Here is a 17616-nt window from a genome sequence, read left to right as displayed (position 1 = left end):
CACCTTTTTTATTGATGCCTTTATTTTTCTCGCTAAGCTGTTTTGTGCTATGGAATATTTTCCCGTTTTTCTCGATCTGAAACAACGTCGCTGCCTGTTGGTGGGGGGCGGCGATGTGGCGACCCGCAAGGGGCGCTTATTGGCTAAGGCCGGTGCTGTGTTGCGTGTTGTGGCACCGGAGGTTTCGGCCGAGTTGCGCGACCTGGTGGCGCAGCAACAAGGTGAGTTACGGGAGTGTGAATACCAATCCTCAGACCTGGATCACTGTGTACTCGTTGTTGCCGCGACTGACGATGAAGCGCTTAATGCGCAAGTGTCTGCCGATGCCAAAGCGCGCAACTTACCTGTGAATGTGGTGGATAGCCCTGCCTTGTGCACCTATATCACCCCCGCCATTATTGATCGCTCTCCTCTGGTAATTGCCGTGTCCAGCGGTGGTGATGCGCCTGTATTGGCGCGCTTGATCCGCGCAAAACTGGAAACCCTGATTCCGGCTAATTACGGAAAACTGGCCCAGTTAGCCAGTCGCTGGCGCGATAGGGTGAAGGCCCGTTTTAGTGATACGGAGGGGCGTCGCCGTTTTTGGGAAAAAATACTGCAGGGGCCTGCGGCGGAGTTAACCCTCAACGGCCAAACCGATGCGGCTGAAACGCTGATGGCTGAAGAAATCCAGTGCGATGATGTGACTATAACGCGCGGTGAGGTTTACCTGGTTGGCGGAGGTCCCGGCGATCCTGAATTGTTGACACTGCGCGCCCTGCGCTTAATGCAGCAGGCGGATGTGGTGCTTTACGATCGCCTGGTGTCCGATGCGGTGATGGAATTAGTGCGGCGCGATGCTGAACGTATCTATGTGGGCAAGCGGCGCAGTGAACACAGTATGGAGCAGGACAACATTAACCAATTGCTGGTCGATTTGGCGCTGCAAGGTAAACGTGTGCTGCGCTTGAAAGGAGGAGATCCTTTTATTTTTGGCCGCGGTGGTGAGGAGATAGAATTGCTCGCCCAGCATCAGGTTCCATTTCAGGTAGTACCGGGTATTACTGCTGCATCCGGTTGTGCCGCCTATGCCGGTATTCCCCTGACCCATCGCGATTACGCCCAATCAGTACGTTTTGTTACCGGGCACCTCAAATCCGATAATGCCAATTTGCAATGGCCGGAATTGGCGATGCCTGGCCAGACACTGGTGTTTTATATGGGGCTGGTTGGCCTGCGTGATATTTGCGAGACGCTGGTATCCCATGGCCGTGCAGCCACAACGCCGGTGGCCCTGGTTGAAAAGGGCACTACGCCCCAGCAGCGTGTACTGGTGGCAGATTTGGCCAGCATTGCAGACCTGGTCGATGCACAAGAGGTCCATGCTCCCACCCTGGTTATTGTGGGAGAGGTCGTGTTACTGCATCGCCAACTACACTGGTTCAATCCGTCCCCATAAACACCGGTGTTTATGGGGGGGATTGATGGTTACAACATTAATACGGATTGCCTGGCCTGGTCTTGGCCAGGGAGATCAATACCGAACCGCCAATCAGGACGGCGACAACCAGGAGTGACCAGCCTACCGGAATTTTATAAAGATCAATCAGCAGCATTTTGATACCGATGAAAACCAGCACCAGCGACAAGCCGTATTTGATATAGGCAAAGCGTCCGGCCATGTCCGCCAGGAGGAAATACATCGCCCTTAATCCCAGGATGGCAAACAGGTTGGATGTCAGCACAATGAAGGGATCTGAGGTGATGGCAAAAATGGCCGGAATTGAATCTACTGCAAAAATAATATCGGAGATTTCAACCATGATGAGTGCCAAGAATAAGGGCGTCATCATCTTCACACCGTTTTCCACCACAAAAAAACGCTCTCCCTGGAGTGTGGCGCTAATTGAAAAGTGATTACGCACCCAGCGAATCAATGGGTTATGTTCCAGGTCGGGTGCTTTATCGGCAATCCACCACATTTTAATGCCTGTGATGAGCAGGAATGCACCAAACAGATAGAGTAACCAGTGGAAGTGCGCGATTAACCAGACACCGGCAAAGATCATGATAGTTCGCAGGATAATTGCACCCAGCACACCGTAGGTGAGAACCCGTTTTTGCAGCTCAAACGGAATGGCAAAGAAATTAAATAACATCAGCCAAACAAAGACATTGTCGACCGCAAGTGACTTCTCAATTAAATAACCGGTGAAATATTCCAGTGTTTTGGTATTGGCAAATTCCCGTGTGTATTCTAGGTCCAGGTACCACCATAACCCGGCACCAAAAAGGCTGGCCAGGCTGACCCAAATCATGGACCAGGTCGCTGCCTCTTTGAGCGAAACCCGATGTTGTTTGCCACCGCCGACAAACACCAGGTCGATCGCGAGTACAACCAGTACCAGGGTGAAAAAAATCAGCCACATCCACCAGGTGCCAATCGTTTGTACATAAAGGCCTGCTTCAGTGGCCAGGTTGGCATGGTGTGCAGCTTGGCCGGTAATGGCTGGCGTGTTTAAAGGAGAAATACTTGAAAAGATAGCTTGCAATAAGGATTGTATCGATAGGGGGGATAAAATGTCGTTTAGCATGGGACAGGCTCCGTCATTAGCAATAATTAACGCAATGACGGGGGATGTAACATGGGTATAGCACGACCTTTGTCATTGCGACAAAGGTCTCGTTCACAAGGTGCATGCACCTTGCCCGCGTGACCGGAGTGCTACGGGAGCCACTCGTACTGACGACCATCGCGGCGGGAACTACTCCCCTTCGTGAGGCCCAGTATAAAGAGCCTGGTTATAGGGTCAAGCAATGAGTGTGGTCAGGCTGGTTTATCGTGAGCGGCAGTTTTGTGATTTGTGTTGCGGTTTTGTGCAATGTCCGGGAGTAGTTTTCAAGAAAACACGGTAAATGCCGATAGAGATTATGTGGAGCGATGTGGTGTTAATCCTATGGAATACGGTGAATTTGATGATGAAAAACCTTATCAGGTGTGACTATGGTTTATCTTGGTCCTATAGAACCCCGCTCAGTGCGGGTCAAAAATCCTCATAGTCCCTCGGAGGTTAGGGCTGTCACCCAGTCTACGGCTTCCCATGGAATAGGTGAGGGCGAAGAGATTCCCGTCCATTTGCGGCCCGGGTTTGTGGAGCGGCGCAAACAGGATCGCCGACAAGCGTCCAGGGCCCCGTTACTGGAAACCCGTGCCGGTAAGGATCGGCGTCAATCCAGCCAGGGCTCTATCAATATTTCGGTCTGATAGCAGTTGCGTATCAGGCATCCATAGCCGCATAGTTTTCGGCCTCCCAGTAAATGATTTCATCTGCCAGTTGATCCAGGGTTTTGTGGTTGCCGTCAATGATGACATCGGCGTAGCGCATATATAAATCGCGGCGCTCCAGAAATAAGTCGCTGAAGCTTTGTGACGGGTGCTTGGCAATCCCGCGTGTTTCCATGTTGTGAATGCGCTGCTCCAGTTCGGCTTGTGTGACATCAAGAAAGACAACAGGTCCGAATTGTTTCAAATGCTGCATGCCCTTATCGCTGTAAACGGCACTGCCGCCAGTGGCGATAACGTGGTTTGGGTAATCTGTAGCGAGCAGCACTTCTTCTTCCAGGGCGCGCAATTTCAGGTATCCCTGCTCGCGCAGGATATCATCCAGGGTTTTCCCGGCGCGTAATTGGATCAGCAGGTCGGTATCCACGAAATCTTTGGCGAGGTGTTTGGCGAGCAGCAGGCCTATGGTGCTCTTACCGGCACCGGGCATGCCGACCAGGATTAAACTGTTTTTGTAGCATTCGCTCATATGCCGCTCCTACGCTAGGCAAGCCTTTCAAGCCTAGCACTCGCCGCTGGTGATTGCTGCCCCTTGAGGTGACTTTTGTCCGGCATACTGTCACCATCCCGGTTTTCACCCGCGGTATAAAAACATAACACGTGAAGGAATGGGTCTATCTATGCGTACTGGTTTCCTGGCGTTGAGTCTGTCCGGTCTGCTGTGCTCTCTCTGGTTTAACCCCTGTGCTGCACAAATCCAGCGCCTTCCCTTGAATACCTCGGCGATATCCGTGGAAGTGACGCCGGATATTGGTGGGCGCATCCTGGCAATAGCCCTACCGGGTAAAGAGAATTTTTTGCGCCAGGGTGAAGCGGTGATCAGTGAACCTGAGCCCTATGTGGCTCCGGATGCCGATAATGTCGGTTATCTGGCCCAGGAAACCTGGCTTGGCCCGCAGAGCCAATGGTGGACCCAGCAACTGGTTAATCCGGCCCGTGCCCAGGCCAAGGCTGTCTGGCCGCCTGACCCTTATTTGATCCTGGCGAAAAACCAGGTGGTTCAAGCCGATAAGCGCCGTGTGGTGATGCGAACGCCTGCCAGTCCGGTCTCCGGTGTCGTGGTGGAGAAGCACTACGCCCTGGTGGAGGGTAAACCCGACCAGTTGCACCTGATGGCCAGGGCCACCAATATCCGCGATACCACGGTTGCCTGGGATATCTGGTTTAACACCCGTGTTCCGCCCAGTTCACAGGTGTATGTTCCTGTCGCCAGCCAGGAAGATGTACGTGTCGAGCATATGGAGAATGAACAGCGAGGTTCGCTGGGTTATCGCTTGGTTGATGGTTTTTTTACCTTTGTATCCAAGGCGCATCCCGATAAACCGGGTGTGCGTGGTAAAGCCTTTATTCAGCCATCTGCCGGTTGGATGGCTGCCTTCCGTGAAGGGCAGGTTTTTATTATTCACTTTCCGCTCCAACCCACCGCTGTCATCCATCCCGAGCAGGGCCAGGTTGAACTCTATCTCGACTCTATCCCTGAATATCCCTCCCAGGGATTGTTGGAAATGGAAGTGCATGCTCCCTATCGTAAACTCCAACCCGGCGCGCACATGGAGGCAGAGCAGACCTGGAGGCTATTGCCTTATGGGGGAGCAGATGATCCCGCCGCACATATCGCTTTTTTGCGCGCATTGAATTTATAGCGAGACGGTATTGGCTGCTTCATGGGCGTGCGCCGTTAACAGGCTGATCGGCGTAGTGGACTTGCCCATTCTCATCTGTCCAGCGATAGATAGTTGTTTTGGCGCTGGATGACGTGGTTTGCTCGGACCCGGATGAGGCGGATTTTAATACATCGGTGGAAATATCGGTTATCTGGTACGAACCGGCACCGGTTGCATCCGGTGTGTCGCTGCTGAAAATCAATTCCATCAACTGATTGAGTTTCGGATTCATCATCAGTGGCAGTTTGTTGGGAGAATTGAGTTGCTGCTGGATTTCCGGATCGGTCACTATCGCAATCACGCGCGGATCGTGTTTTAGTCGGTTGACCCGGTTCCAGGCCGCCACCATTTTTTCTGCCGTTGCCTTGCTGCTTTGTTCACTATCAATATTGGACTGTGCCAGCAGTGCCCGCATGTGTTCGTTATTCATCACGGCCTGGAATTCAGGGTTGCGCATCAGGCCGTGAATATCCCCGGTAGTGAGCATGGATTGGATTTTTTCATCGCCCATCAGGTTGCGCATTTGTCCACTGTTGCTGATGGCTTGTACATGCGTCAGCATGGTCTGTGGGTCTTCTACAAACGCTTTTGCAACCTGGCTGGTGGTTTTGTCTTCCAGGGTGATATCAACGGCTTTGGCGGTCGCTGTGCCTATCAGTTTTTTGGCGCTGGCTTCAATAAACGATTGTTTGGCTTGTGTTAATTGATGCACTGCTGGCACCTGTGGGCTTTGGCCGGTGGTGGAAGTGGGTGGTGCATCCTGGCTATCCGTTGCAACAGTGCTTTCTGGCTCAGCGATTTGAGGTTTCTGGATCAGGCTTAAACCATAGACGGCGAGCAGCCCCAAGAGTCCGCCAAGCAAAACACCCATGGTTAATCCGCCTAGACGGGAGCTGACAGAGGTGAAATCATTATCGGGAATTAAACGTGACAGGCTGTTGAGCAGGAGGGTGACGACAAAGCTGGTGGCGAGAAAAATAATGGCACCGGCGATGAAATACACGATCAATCCATCCAATGCGGTATGGGTGTCCAACCACCTGGCAAAGGGTTTGGTAAACACTATTGCTGCAGGATAGGCGAGAATCCACCCCATCAAGCGTGCAATCGAACCGATAAATCCTTTTTGGTAGCCACGCCAGGCAAAGATTGCCACCAGCGTAAAGAAGACAATCGTGGTCAGGGACATAATAAATCCTGTGTATTGTTATTGGATTAGAGTGTGAGCCTCAGGTGTTGCTTGATGTCGCGCTGGAGCCCAACAGGGACATCGGCCTGTCGGGCATAATCATCCCAGTGACTGAGAGTATCGATGACGTGTTCGATAATCTGCTCGGCCTCGCGGCGGAAATTGCTGATCAGTTTAGCGGCCGCCAATAAATCTTCACGCGTAAAGTCATCGCGTTTTCCGTTCAGGCTAAGCTGGTGCGCATTAACCCAGGGCGACCCCGGTTTGTAGCTATAGGCAATATCAAATGCCGGTGCCAGGCGCCAACGGCTGTGGAGTGAATCCAACAGGAAACCGGTGTTTTTGGGGTGGTCATCATGATTGCGCGCCACAATGTTAAAGACCATGCGCCGGTAAATGTCGACGGCTTCGGCACGGCTTAGCCGCAACTGGCGTGCGACCACAAACAGTTGCTCATAGCTATAGTGCCCGGGGCGCTTGAAATCGGCATGATCCATGGCGCACAGGGACTGGTAGTGCAATTTGTGATTGCCCTGGCGATCAAAGCGCTTGGTGAGGAAGTGGGCGCGTTCGCCATCGGGCAGTAGTTCGCAGGGGGAAATATCGATACCCACCTCTTTTGCCATCAGGTAGTAAGCAAACTCCATACGGCCAAAACCCTGTGGGTCACCAAAGGCTTCCTGTGCACTGCCGTGTTCAACCACGCCATCAAACTTCAGTAAGTAATGTTCAAAGCCTTGGGGAGCATCTACCTGGCCGGAGCGTATTTCGGTGCGGGCCTGGTTGATGGCCACCAGCGCCTTGGCGCGCGCACCGCCAGCAGAAGTACCGACCTGCAGGATCCCGCTCAGGTCTTCCTGTTCATGCAGGTGGCTTTGGGCATGGTTGCGCTGGTTGAGCACCTGCTGGGCCATCTGGATCAGCGACTCCAGTTCCAGACGTCCGGCTTTGCCCTGGGCGCGTTTGAGCGCCGGTGCATATTCCAGGGCTCCCATCCCGCGCTTGCCGGTATAGAGCAACCTTTCCAGGGGGGTGAAACTGGCGGGGTCGCGACCATTGCGTGCGAGCCAGGCATTGATCACCGCATTGCCAAAATCATCCGGCAGGGTATCGGCAAAGCAGGCGGGCAGGCCTTTCCAGGTATCGCGATTGAGCTGCGGGAACTGGAAGATACGCCCGTCAGGGGTTGCAACCATATGCAAAGGGGCAATCTGGGTGCCGAGGCTCACCCACTCAGGCGTGTATTCAAAGCTGGCAAACCCATACTCTGGTTGCCATGCCAAGGCGCCTACCAGGTGGTCCCACAACCAGACTTCAGCCAGGTTTTGCATATCACCAATCGACTCCCTGTTCTTCCGGGGCCATTCCCCCAGGTTGAGACTTACTGAGTGTGGGGCGAGCCCGTTGCCGTTCTTTGCCGCGCATCTTCAATTGCTGTAATGGACTTATAGGGACAGGGGCTAACAGGTTCTCCAGCAAATCCAGCTTGTGCAGCGCTCGCAGGGCGGCGATGTAGTTTTCCAGCTTGCCACCACCGGCAACCAACTGGCGGTAGCTCTTGGGGGTGATGCCAATTTCTGCTGCTAGCATCTGTTGGGTCATGTTCCTGGTGAGGCGCCACTCCTCCAGTCGCTCACCCAGGGCAGCTGTTATTGCCGGATTTGTCATGGAGTAAATATTCATAATGAGTATTTTATTACCTTAAATTGATTAATTTTTGCGATTAAGGGGTAAAATATACCTCTTATTAAATAATATCAATTTATGGGTTATTTTTTACCTTCTATTTTGTTATTTTTGACTTTAAAGGTATTTTTAGGTTCTTTATTTGAGTGTCATACACGCGGCTTCAGCACCGATGGTTCAAGGGAAGGAGGGTATTTTTTGCAGCTGCGTATCATGCCAGCGTGCAAATAGCACCAGTGCTGCTATACCCCCGATCAAGGCCAAAAACATATCGGACTGCGTATCCCAGGGGTCGCCCTGGGTGCCGAGGAACTCGTCCGCCCCCTGGCCCAGGGCAAGGGCGGCAGCCCATTCAATCAGTTCATAGGTGGCGCTGATAGCCAGCACGATACACAGCACAATAAACGCCATCATGGTGCGTCCTCGCACAATCTCCTTGCGCAATAAAATCTCCCGCGCGACAAGGGCCGGTACAAAACCCTGGAAGAAGTGACCGATTTTATCGTAGGGGTTGCGCGATAACTCAAACCAGTCCTGCAGCATAAAGCCCAGGGGAACCCGGGCATAGGTATAGGCTCCACCGAGGATCAACACCAGCGCATGGAAAAAAATACACCAGTAAAGCAGTTCCGTGAGCGGGAAGGACCGGCGTGTAAACCACAGGATGGGAATGGCAATCAAGACCGGCGCAACCTCCATCAACCAGGTTGCCCGGTCATAGGGTTGCCATCCAGAGGCGACCAGGCTGATGGCTAATAGAACCAGCATGGCAAGGTGAATAGGTGTGTGGAGGTGGCTTTGGGTCGGCATACCTGATCCTTGTGTAAGGGGTTGTTTATTGGTCGAATTTTACGGAGAAAGCATGGCCTGCATCAATTCGATCAAACGCGCAATCCGCTCATTCGATAACTGACGGTAATCCGGATAGGGCGCCACAATAATGTGGTGATCCCGATTGATAGCAAAGTGTGCATCCAGCCAAACCAGGGGGGGTAAATCCAACCGGGCAGCGTAGGTTTTCCCGGCAATAATCTTGAGTGTGTGGGTGGTGACCTGAGGGGGCGGCAGAGGGCTAAAAACCAAAGCCTCCCTTGAGTGGGGTTGGAAAAGTTCCAGGTCCCGGTATTCCTGCCAACGGGCGGGCAGGTCTTTGCGCCCTTGCTGTGTGTACCAATCAAACAGCAATTTGGCATAGACATTAAAAGCTTTGCGCCAGTGATTGCTGGTGTGTTTGACGATATGCGCCAATTCACCCGCGGCCAACCCGCGCAATTCAGCCAGGGTTGGATAGTCATCCATCGGTGGGCGATTGGCGATGTAGAAATGTATGTCGCTGGATGATGCCCCCAAACCGATCAGGGGGTGGAGATGTGGTTGATGTGACAAGCCCATTCTCCTGTTGTATTGCAATGGGTGATGGAAGTGAAATTTGTGCAGGTTTATCGTAAGCACCAAAATAATGCTGCTTGCTGCTAACTATTCTGCTGTACCCGGCTCATAGGCCAACACCGGACTTAACCACCGCTCTACCTCTGCAACACTCACCCCTTTACGCTGAGCCAAACTTTCCACCTGGTCTTTTTCAATTTTATCGGTATTGAAATACACCGATTCCGGATGTGAGAAATACCAGCCGGAGACAGCGGCAGTAGGCAGCATGGCGAAGTGTTCGGTTAGGGTGATGCCGGTATTTTGCTCGGCATCGAGCAACTTAAACAGCGATGCTTTTTCGGTGTGATCCGGACACGCCGGGTAGCCGGGGGCGGGGCGGATGCCTCTGTATTGTTCTTTGATTAGCGCTTCGTTATCTAGATTTTCATCGCGGTCGTAGCCCCAGAATTCTCTGCGTACACGTTGGTGCATATGTTCAGCAAAAGCTTCGGCCAAACGGTCGGCGAGAGCTTTGACCATGATGCTGTTGTAGTCGTCGCCTTTGTTTTGGTATTCCTTTGCGAGTTCTTCCGCACCTATGCCGGTAGTCACCGCAAAGCCGCCGATGTAATCCTGTTTGCCGCTTTCTTTAGGGGCGACAAAATCCGCGAGTGACATGTGCGGTTTACTTTCGTTGCCTTGTTTTAAATGTTGTTGGCGAATGTGATGCAAGATGGAAAGTTGTTTTCCTGCCGAATCAAATACGGCAATGTCATCGGTATTCACAGTATTCGCTGGCCAGAAACCGATAACGCCGTTAGCCTTAATCAGTTTTTCGTCAATCAGCTTACGTAGCATGGCTTGCGCATCGGCCCAGAGTGCGCGTGCGGCTTCACCCACAATTTCATCGTTGAGGATACGCGGGAATTTACCGGCCAAGTCCCAACTGATAAAGAAAGGCGTCCAATCGATAAAATCCACCAGGATATTCAGATCGTAGTCTTCAAACACTTTTACCCCGGTAAAGGCCGGTGTCGGTGGGATGTAGTTTTCCCAGTCCAGTTTCAAGCCTTTGGCGATGGCTTCCGGGTAAGTGCGCACAGTGCCGCGTGGTTTGCGGTTGGCATTGCGCTCGCGCACTTGAACATATTCCTGTTTGACATCATCGACAAACTTGGGGCGCAGTTCATCGGACAACAGTGTGCTGGCGATACCCACCGCGCGTGAGGCATCGGGTACATACACCACTTGGTTGAGGTGGAAAACCGGATCGATTTTGACGGCGGTGTGTGCCTTGGACGTAGTAGCACCGCCAATCAATAGGGGTTTATTAATGCCGCGACGCTCCATTTCGCGTGCCACAAACACCATTTCATCCAGTGAGGGGGTAATTAAACCGGACAGGCCAATGATGTCGCAATTTTGTGAGATAGCGGTATCGAGGATTTTGTCGCAGGGCACCATTACGCCCAGGTCAACCACTTCGAAGTTATTACATTGCAACACGACCCCCACAATATTTTTGCCGATGTCATGCACATCGCCCTTTACCGTGGCCATAAGGATTTTGCCATTGGGCTTGGAGGCTTCGGTTTTTTCCGCTTCGATATAGGGCTGCAAATAAGCCACCGATTGTTTCATCACGCGCGCGGATTTCACCACCTGTGGTAAAAACATTTTACCGGCGCCAAACAAATCACCCACTACATTCATGCCATCCATCAGTGGACCTTCAATCACATCCAACGGGCGTGGATAGTGTTGGCGTGCTTCTTCGGTATCCGCTTCGATATAGGTAGAAATACCTTTGACCAGGGCGTGTTCAATGCGCTTGGCAATAGGAAGTGAGCGCCACTCCAGGTCTTCTTTTTTATCGCCTGTATTGCCGTCACCGCGATATTTTTCGGCGATATCGAGCAGTGCTTCGGTGGCACCGCTGTGGCGGTTGAGAATGACGTCTTCGACCTTGTCTTTAAGCTCCTGCGGCAGATCGTCGTAGAGCGCCAGTTGCCCGGCGTTGACGATGCCCATATTCATACCGGCTTTGATGGCATGGTACAAAAAGACCGAGTGAATGGCCTCGCGCACCGGGTTGTTGCCGCGGAAAGAGAAGGACACGTTAGACACGCCGCCGCTGACACCGGCGTGGGGCAGGTGCGTGCGAATCCAACGGGTGGCTTCGATAAAGTCCACAGCGTAGTTGTTGTGCTCTTCAATACCGGTGGCTACCGCAAAAATATTCGGGTCGAAAATAATATCTTCGGGCGGGAAATCGAGTTTATCGACCAGGGTGCGGTAGGAGCGCGCACAGATCTCCATTTTGCGCGCCATGGTGTCGGCCTGGCCGGTTTCATCGAAGGCCATCACCACCACGGCGGCGCCATAGCGCATACACAATTTGGCTTTGTGTAAAAACTCCTCTTCGCCTTCTTTAAGCGAAATAGAGTTCACAATGGGCTTGCCTTGGATACATTTTAGGCCGGCTTCGATGACTTCCCATTTGGATGAATCCACCATAATGGGCACACGGGCGATATCCGGTTCGCCTGCGATTAAATTCAAAAAACGCACCATGGCTTTTTCGGCATCGAGCATGCCTTCGTCCATGTTGATATCGATGACCTGTGCCCCGTTTTCCACTTGCTCCAGGGCGACTTCCAATGCGGTGGTGTAATCCTCTTCCACAATCAAACGCTTGAAACGCGCCGAGCCGGTTACGTTACAGCGCTCGCCCACGTTGACGAAAAGTGAGTCTCTGGTGATGTTGAAGGGCTCCAGGCCAGACAGGCGACAGGCGGGTTCGATAGCAGGGAGCGGGCGCGGCGGGTATTTGGCCATGGCATCGGCAATGGCTTTGATGTGCGCCGGTGTGGTGCCGCAGCAGCCACCGATAATATTCAGGAAGCCGCTTGCGGCGAATTCTTCGACAATCTCCACCATTTCCTGCGCGGTTTGGTCATATTCACCGAACTCGTTGGGCAGGCCGGCGTTGGGGTGGGCACTGACGAAGCAGTTGGCCACACGCGATAATTCCTGCACATATTGACGCAGCTCTTTGGCACCCAGGGCGCAGTTCAAACCCATGCTGAGCGGGCGGGCGTGGGCCAGCGAATTGTAAAAGGCCTCGGTGGTCTGGCCGGACAGGGTGCGGCCGGAGGCATCGGTAATGGTGCCGGAAATCATAATCGGCAGCTCAAAACCTGCCTGGTCAAAATACTGCTGCACCGCAAATACCGCCGCCTTGGCATTGAGGGTATCGAACACAGTTTCGATCAAAATAATATCGGCGCCGCCTTTTACCAGTGAATCAGTTGCCTCGACATAATTTTCTACCAACTGGTCGAAGGTCACGTTGCGCGCGCCCGGGTCATTGACATCGGGCGAAATGGAACAGGTGCGGCTGGTGGGGCCGAGCACGCCTGCTACAAAACGCGGCTTGGCCGGGTTGGCGGCGGTAAATTCGTCGCACAGTTCGCGCGCCAGCCTGGCGGCGGCGTAGTTGAGTTCGGGTACCAGGTCTTCCATGTCGTAGTCGGCCATGGAAATGCGCGTGGCATTAAAGGTGTTGGTTTCGAGGATATCGGCACCGGCGTCCAGATAGGCGCGCTGGATGTCGCGGATCACCTCGGGTTTGGTGATAGACAGCAGGTCATTGTTGCCAGCGATATCCATGTGGTAATCGGCAAAGCGCGCGCCGCGATAGTCCGCCTCTTTCAGCTTGTAGCTTTGGATCATGGTGCCCATGCCGCCGTCGAGGATGAGTATGCGTTCGCGAATGGCTTGGTAAAGGGCGCTTATTCGTGTTTCTAAAGCGGCGGGGCGTGCGTGCAGGGCGGCGGGTACAGTCATGGATAACCTTTAACACGGGATATTGCCCAGGAGAGCTGAGGCAATATCAAAAAAAATTGATATAGAAAAGTGACGCAAATTCTAGCAGAAACTCCCCATTATTTGGGCTCCAGGCGCAAGATGATTCGGGGAACTGAGGATGGCGGTGTTGTTATGACTTTTTATAGCCAAAATTTATGACTATCCATAGGGCTTTCGCGGTTTTTATCCTATTGGCTTTACAGTAGAATACCCGAGTATTTTAATCAGGTATATCGCCTGTCCAATGAGAAAAAGCCGAGAGTTACTGGTTGTATGCAAAACGTCAATGTCGAAATTACCGAGCCAGCCCAAACGTATCTGAAAGAGTTGCTTGATAAGCAGAAGGATAATGACGGTATAGGTATCCGTATGTTTGTAGCCAATCCAGGTACCCCCCAAGCGGAAACCTGTATTGCTTACTGTCGTCCGGGAGAAGAAAAAGAAGGGGATGTTATCGTGCCCCTGAATGGATTTAAGGCATATTTTGAGGAGCGCAGCCTGCCGTTCCTGGAAGATGCCAAAGTGGATTATTCCCCTGATCGTATGGGTGGCCAACTGACAATCCGTGCCCCCAACTCCAAGATGCCCCGGGTTACCGACGATAGCCCATTGGAGGACAGGATTAACTATGTGCTTTATAACGATGTCAATCCCAGCCTGGCGGCGCATGGCGGCAATGTGAGCCTGGTGGAAGTGACTGAGGATATGATTGCGATCCTGAAGTTTGGCGGTGGCTGCCAGGGATGCGGTTCAGTGGCGTTGACGCTGAAGCAGGGGATTGAGGTTCAGTTGATGGATAAGTTGCCCGAGTTAAAGGGTATCCGCGATGTCACAGACCATTCGGATCGCTCCAACGCCTATATGTAATAGTTAAGGTTCCTTGGGGAATCTGTGCCTGACTGGCTTTTTATGGTGGAGTGACTGTTATCAATTGCGCATATTCCCCGGACTCTTTGAGCGCCTGCAATCCTTTGTCCAACTCCCTCGCCAGCCACCTGGCCTGGGGGTTTTTACGTGAAAACGCAACATAGACGCCACCCCTGTGACTCAGAAAACGTTTGTCCAGTGTGGCGATGGGTATCTCCAGTTTGTTAAGGGCGTATTCGGCTTCTTGTTCAAACATCAGCGCTGCATCGATCCGTCCCTGTTTTAGCAAGCGTATTAACTGGGCTTGCTGGGATACCTTGATTTCCCGAAAGTGACTACGCACGGCTTCGTAGGCATCGCCATATTCGTAGTCGATGATAACCCCTACCCGAAATCCTTCCGGTATGTCTTCAAGTCGCTTGATATCGGGATGCTGTCCTGGCTGAAAGTACCAATAGGATTTGAGGACCAGCAGAGGCTCCCGGCCAAAAATATAGAGATGGCGAGTGGACTCCTGAAGGGTGACGTTATAGCCACCATCAATTTTCCCCGCTTTAAGGTCATGTAAAACACGGGCGTAGGGTTGTACGTAGAAACTGGGCTCTATACCACGGCGGCTAAAAGCTGCCCGAACCAGGTTTGTGGAAATTCCCAAACCCTGCTCGTCGGAGTAGGGCGGCCAGGAGTTTTCAGCTCCCAAACGGATGTGAACAGGCTTACCGCCTGGCGACTCGGCCATAGCGGTAAATGCCAGGCTCAGGCACAGCATAAGCCAGAGTCGATGGCGTCGTAGGTTCATAGTGTTGATATCGCTTAATGTTGTCTTGGTATTCCCTCGCTCAAGGCTAATCATAAATAGTTATATGAGCAATAAGTTAAATGACTCTCTCGCAAGAGGAGGGGGTTTATTTCCTGCTTTTGGGGCAAAACATGGGGTTGGCCTGCATAAAAAGTGTCAATGATAATTAATCTCAGACCGTTACTTACCCCCTTCTTATTTTCTATTCCCTGACTGTTCTGCAGCTATGAGCCAATTACCTGTCGTTAGGGCATGTAAAGAGGTGTATATGCACTTATTGCTATTTTGAATATCTTTTATATTGTTAATGATAATAATTATTGTTAGTATTTTGCGAATTTTTTACGGTTAGATCATAAATTGGGCAGTTAGGAGTGAAACATGACACATTTTCCCAAGGCATTGTTACCTCAAGCAATCGGTTCTATAGCCGCATTGGCGTTTGCAGCAGGTACCTATGCAGAAACCAATGAAGCAGAAGACAAGAAGCAATTACAAAAAGTCGTGGTGTCTGCCGCTGGTTATGAGCAAAAGGTTACCGACGCACCTGCCAGTATTTCGGTAGTTTCTGCAGAGGAGTTATCTGAGCGTCCTTATGCCACTTTGCTGGATGCTGTGCGTGACCTGGAAGGGGTTGATGTTGGTGAAACCCGTGATAAAACCGGTCAGGGCACTATCTCCATGCGTGGTATGGGGTCTGATTACACGCTCATTTTGGTTGATGGTAAGCGCCAAAATAACCATGGTGATATTTATCCCAACAACTTTGGTGGCAATCAATTTGGGCATATCCCTCCACTGGATGCGATTGAGCGTGTTGAAGTCATTCGTGGCCCTGCATCGACTCTCTACGGAGCGGATGCCATGGGTGGTGTTATCAACATTATTACCAAAAAAGTCACCGATAAGTGGCAGGGATCCGTTAGCCACAGTCGCACCATCGAAAGCAATGATGCCTTCGGCGATGACATTACAACCGACTTTAATGTGATGGGTCCCCTTATTCCCGGGAAATTAGGCCTGAGTGTGCGCGGTAGTGCCTACAATCGCCTGGCATCCAACCCAACCTATGAAAGTGTTACTGATCCTGCCGGTGTTGAACGTATCCGTTCACTGGGCTTTGGTGGTGGTGGTAAGACTGTCGATAATGAAAACCAGGTGCTGGGTATACGCCTTTCATGGACGCCAACTGACAACCAGTCACTGTGGTTCGACGCCGACACATCAACACAAGAGTATGACAATACACCTCGCTTGAACGATGCCGGTGAGTATGAATACCCCGTGGGAACTGTGGATAACATCGCCTCTGTATGGCGTACCGCTAACGTCAATGGAACCACGCGTGTTGCACCACAGGTTGGCTATAGCCCAACGCAGGAATTTACGCGTGATACTTGGTCGTTGACCCATGAAGGTAACTGGAGCTTTGGTAACAGTTTTGTTTCTTTGTCCTATGTCGATACCGACAACCTTGGTCGTACATTGCCATTTACAGTGGCTGAGCGCGCGCAACTCCAGGAAATGTGGGATGGCACTGGTGCTTATGTCGGTTTGACGACTGCCCAGCGTCGCGCCCTGGCGGAAGAAACTTTTTTACCGCGCCCCAAGCGTACTCTGAAAAGCAGCCAATACACGCTGGATGCCAAGCTGGATATGCCGTATGAATTAGCGGGCCAGCAACATGTTACTGTTGTTGGTGCCCAAGTGATTCAAGGTGAGTTGGAAGATGGTGTGTTCGGTATGGAGTCTGGCGTGCCCGGTGGTGTGCAGGAACATAACATGTACTCACTGTTTGCTGAAGACACCTGGTATGTGATTGAGCCTTTGGCCATTACTGCAGGATTGCGTCATGACGATCACGAAGTGTTTGGTGATCATTTGAGCCCACGTCTCTATGGTGTGTATACCCTGAGCGAAGAGTGGACATTCAAGGGTGGTGTCAGTACAGGTTTCAAAACACCGAAAACAACGCAACTTTATGATGGTGTGGTTGGCTTTGGTGGACAGGGCGTATCGCCAATGTTTGGTAACCCTGATCTGAAACCGGAAACCAGTAGGACTACCGAAGTTGCGGCTTATTGGCAGCACCCTAATGGCCATAATTTCAATATTACTTTTTTCAGAAATGAGTTTGATGACAAGTTGTCATCAGAGCCTTGTGGTGCCGGTACCAATATCGCTTGCTCAAGCACAGGTGACTATGCTGATCTTGGGTATACAACGAGCAGCAAGACAGTCAATATTGATGAGGTAGTTATCGACGGTGCCGAGTTGGCTGGCCGCTGGCACATTGTCGACAATGTGTCGCTTCGCGCTAATTACACCTATACCGACAGTGAGCAAAAAAGTGGTGCCAATAAAGGGCGTCCACTGGGCAATAGTGCCAAGCACATGGCCAATACCACCCTGGATTGGAAGGTATCATCAGTGTTTAATGTGTTCCTGACGGCAGAAGCGCGATCCAAGCGTTATCGTGGTGTGCATGTGATTACCGGCGAAGAGTTGAGCTTTAAGGATTATGAAGTGCTGCATTTGGGCGCATCCTATAAAGCGAGTGAATCAGTGACCTTTAACGTGCGTATCAACAACTTGCTGGATCGTGATTTCACGACTTATCGCGCTGAGTTCCGCGATTTAAATAACGATGGCGATTATATCGATACCAACGTTGGTGGCTCTGGACGTAACGAAACCTTGTTTTATGATGATTACAACAACAAGGACAAGGCACGTAACATTTGGTTAGGTGTCAACGTTCGTTTCTAATAGTTTGTCATTCGTGTTGTGATTTAGCGATTTGCCCCCTTGCTGTTTATGGAGGGGGCTCCGGTTTTAAGGTGGTAGC

Annotated in this window: 14 protein-coding genes; 5 read left to right on the top strand and 9 right to left on the bottom strand. The window is 51.7% G+C overall.

The features are described from left to right. Positions 1-49: 49 nt before the first annotated feature. On the top strand, positions 50-1438 hold the full coding sequence (gene cysG, locus CJA_RS12315; protein ID WP_041552359.1) for a siroheme synthase CysG: 1389 nt from the start codon (positions 50-52) through the stop codon (positions 1436-1438). A 37-nt stretch (positions 1439-1475) separates the two neighbouring features. Here cysG and CJA_RS12310 read toward each other — a convergent pair whose 3' ends face one another. Further along, positions 1476-2573, bottom strand: a complete 1098-nt coding sequence (locus CJA_RS12310) for a TerC family protein (RefSeq protein ID WP_012488146.1) — start codon at positions 2571-2573, stop codon at positions 1476-1478. 410 nt (positions 2574-2983) lie between these two features. Between CJA_RS12310 and CJA_RS12305 the strand changes: the two genes are divergently transcribed. Then, positions 2984-3244 carry a hypothetical protein gene (locus tag CJA_RS12305; protein WP_041551502.1) on the top strand — a complete coding sequence of 87 codons (261 nt, stop codon included), beginning with the start codon at positions 2984-2986 and terminating at the stop codon, positions 3242-3244. A 13-nt stretch (positions 3245-3257) separates the two neighbouring features. Here the strand turns inward: CJA_RS12305 and CJA_RS12300 are convergent, their stop codons facing one another. Beyond that, entirely contained in the window at positions 3258-3791 is a 534-nt protein-coding gene (locus CJA_RS12300) for a shikimate kinase (protein WP_012488145.1), read from the bottom strand. A 151-nt stretch (positions 3792-3942) separates the two neighbouring features. Between CJA_RS12300 and CJA_RS12295 the strand changes: the two genes are divergently transcribed. Continuing rightward, positions 3943-4965 (top strand): DUF4380 domain-containing protein, encoded by a 1023-nt coding sequence (locus CJA_RS12295; RefSeq protein ID WP_012488144.1) that lies wholly within the window; start codon positions 3943-3945, stop codon positions 4963-4965. A gap of 19 nt (positions 4966-4984) precedes the next feature. Here CJA_RS12295 and CJA_RS12290 read toward each other — a convergent pair whose 3' ends face one another. The 6 genes from CJA_RS12290 to metH all read right to left on the bottom strand — a co-directional run bounded on the left by CJA_RS12290 (position 4985) and on the right by metH (position 13081). After that, on the bottom strand, positions 4985-6175 hold the full coding sequence (locus CJA_RS12290; RefSeq protein ID WP_012488143.1) for a CvpA family protein: 1191 nt from the start codon (positions 6173-6175) through the stop codon (positions 4985-4987). 26 nt (positions 6176-6201) lie between these two features. Next, positions 6202-7506 carry a type II toxin-antitoxin system HipA family toxin gene (locus tag CJA_RS12285; protein ID WP_012488142.1) on the bottom strand — a complete coding sequence of 435 codons (1305 nt, stop codon included), beginning with the start codon at positions 7504-7506 and terminating at the stop codon, positions 6202-6204. Position 7507: 1 nt separating this feature from the next. Then, a complete protein-coding gene (locus CJA_RS12280; protein WP_012488141.1) occupies positions 7508-7858 on the bottom strand; it encodes a helix-turn-helix domain-containing protein in 351 nt (116 codons plus the stop codon). A 180-nt stretch (positions 7859-8038) separates the two neighbouring features. Then, positions 8039-8671 (bottom strand): DUF2238 domain-containing protein, encoded by a 633-nt coding sequence (locus CJA_RS12275; protein WP_012488140.1) that lies wholly within the window; start codon positions 8669-8671, stop codon positions 8039-8041. Positions 8672-8710: 39 nt separating this feature from the next. Further along, on the bottom strand, positions 8711-9253 hold the full coding sequence (locus CJA_RS12270) for a DUF6942 family protein (RefSeq protein ID WP_012488139.1): 543 nt from the start codon (positions 9251-9253) through the stop codon (positions 8711-8713). Between the two features lie 84 nt (positions 9254-9337). Beyond that, the gene (metH, locus tag CJA_RS12265; RefSeq protein ID WP_012488138.1) at positions 9338-13081 is read right to left on the bottom strand and encodes a methionine synthase; all 3744 of its coding nucleotides are present in this window, start codon (positions 13079-13081) and stop codon (positions 9338-9340) included. Positions 13082-13375: 294 nt separating this feature from the next. Between metH and nfuA the strand changes: the two genes are divergently transcribed. Next, positions 13376-13969: a Fe-S biogenesis protein NfuA gene (gene nfuA, locus CJA_RS12260; RefSeq protein ID WP_012488137.1), complete on the top strand. Its 594-nt coding sequence runs from the start codon at positions 13376-13378 to the stop codon at positions 13967-13969. A gap of 40 nt (positions 13970-14009) precedes the next feature. Here nfuA and CJA_RS12255 read toward each other — a convergent pair whose 3' ends face one another. Then, positions 14010-14768: a substrate-binding periplasmic protein gene (locus CJA_RS12255; RefSeq protein ID WP_148208870.1), complete on the bottom strand. Its 759-nt coding sequence runs from the start codon at positions 14766-14768 to the stop codon at positions 14010-14012. A 381-nt stretch (positions 14769-15149) separates the two neighbouring features. Here CJA_RS12255 and CJA_RS12250 point away from each other — a divergent pair, with 381 nt between their 5' ends. Then, positions 15150-17537 carry a TonB-dependent receptor domain-containing protein gene (locus tag CJA_RS12250; RefSeq protein ID WP_012488135.1) on the top strand — a complete coding sequence of 796 codons (2388 nt, stop codon included), beginning with the start codon at positions 15150-15152 and terminating at the stop codon, positions 17535-17537. Positions 17538-17616: the final 79 nt, after the last annotated feature.

Source organism: Cellvibrio japonicus Ueda107 (assembly GCF_000019225.1).
GTDB classification, from domain to species: domain Bacteria; phylum Pseudomonadota; class Gammaproteobacteria; order Pseudomonadales; family Cellvibrionaceae; genus Cellvibrio; species Cellvibrio japonicus.
The sequence above is the reverse complement of the archived record's forward strand: the minus strand, read 5'-3'. Positions and strand labels throughout refer to the sequence as shown.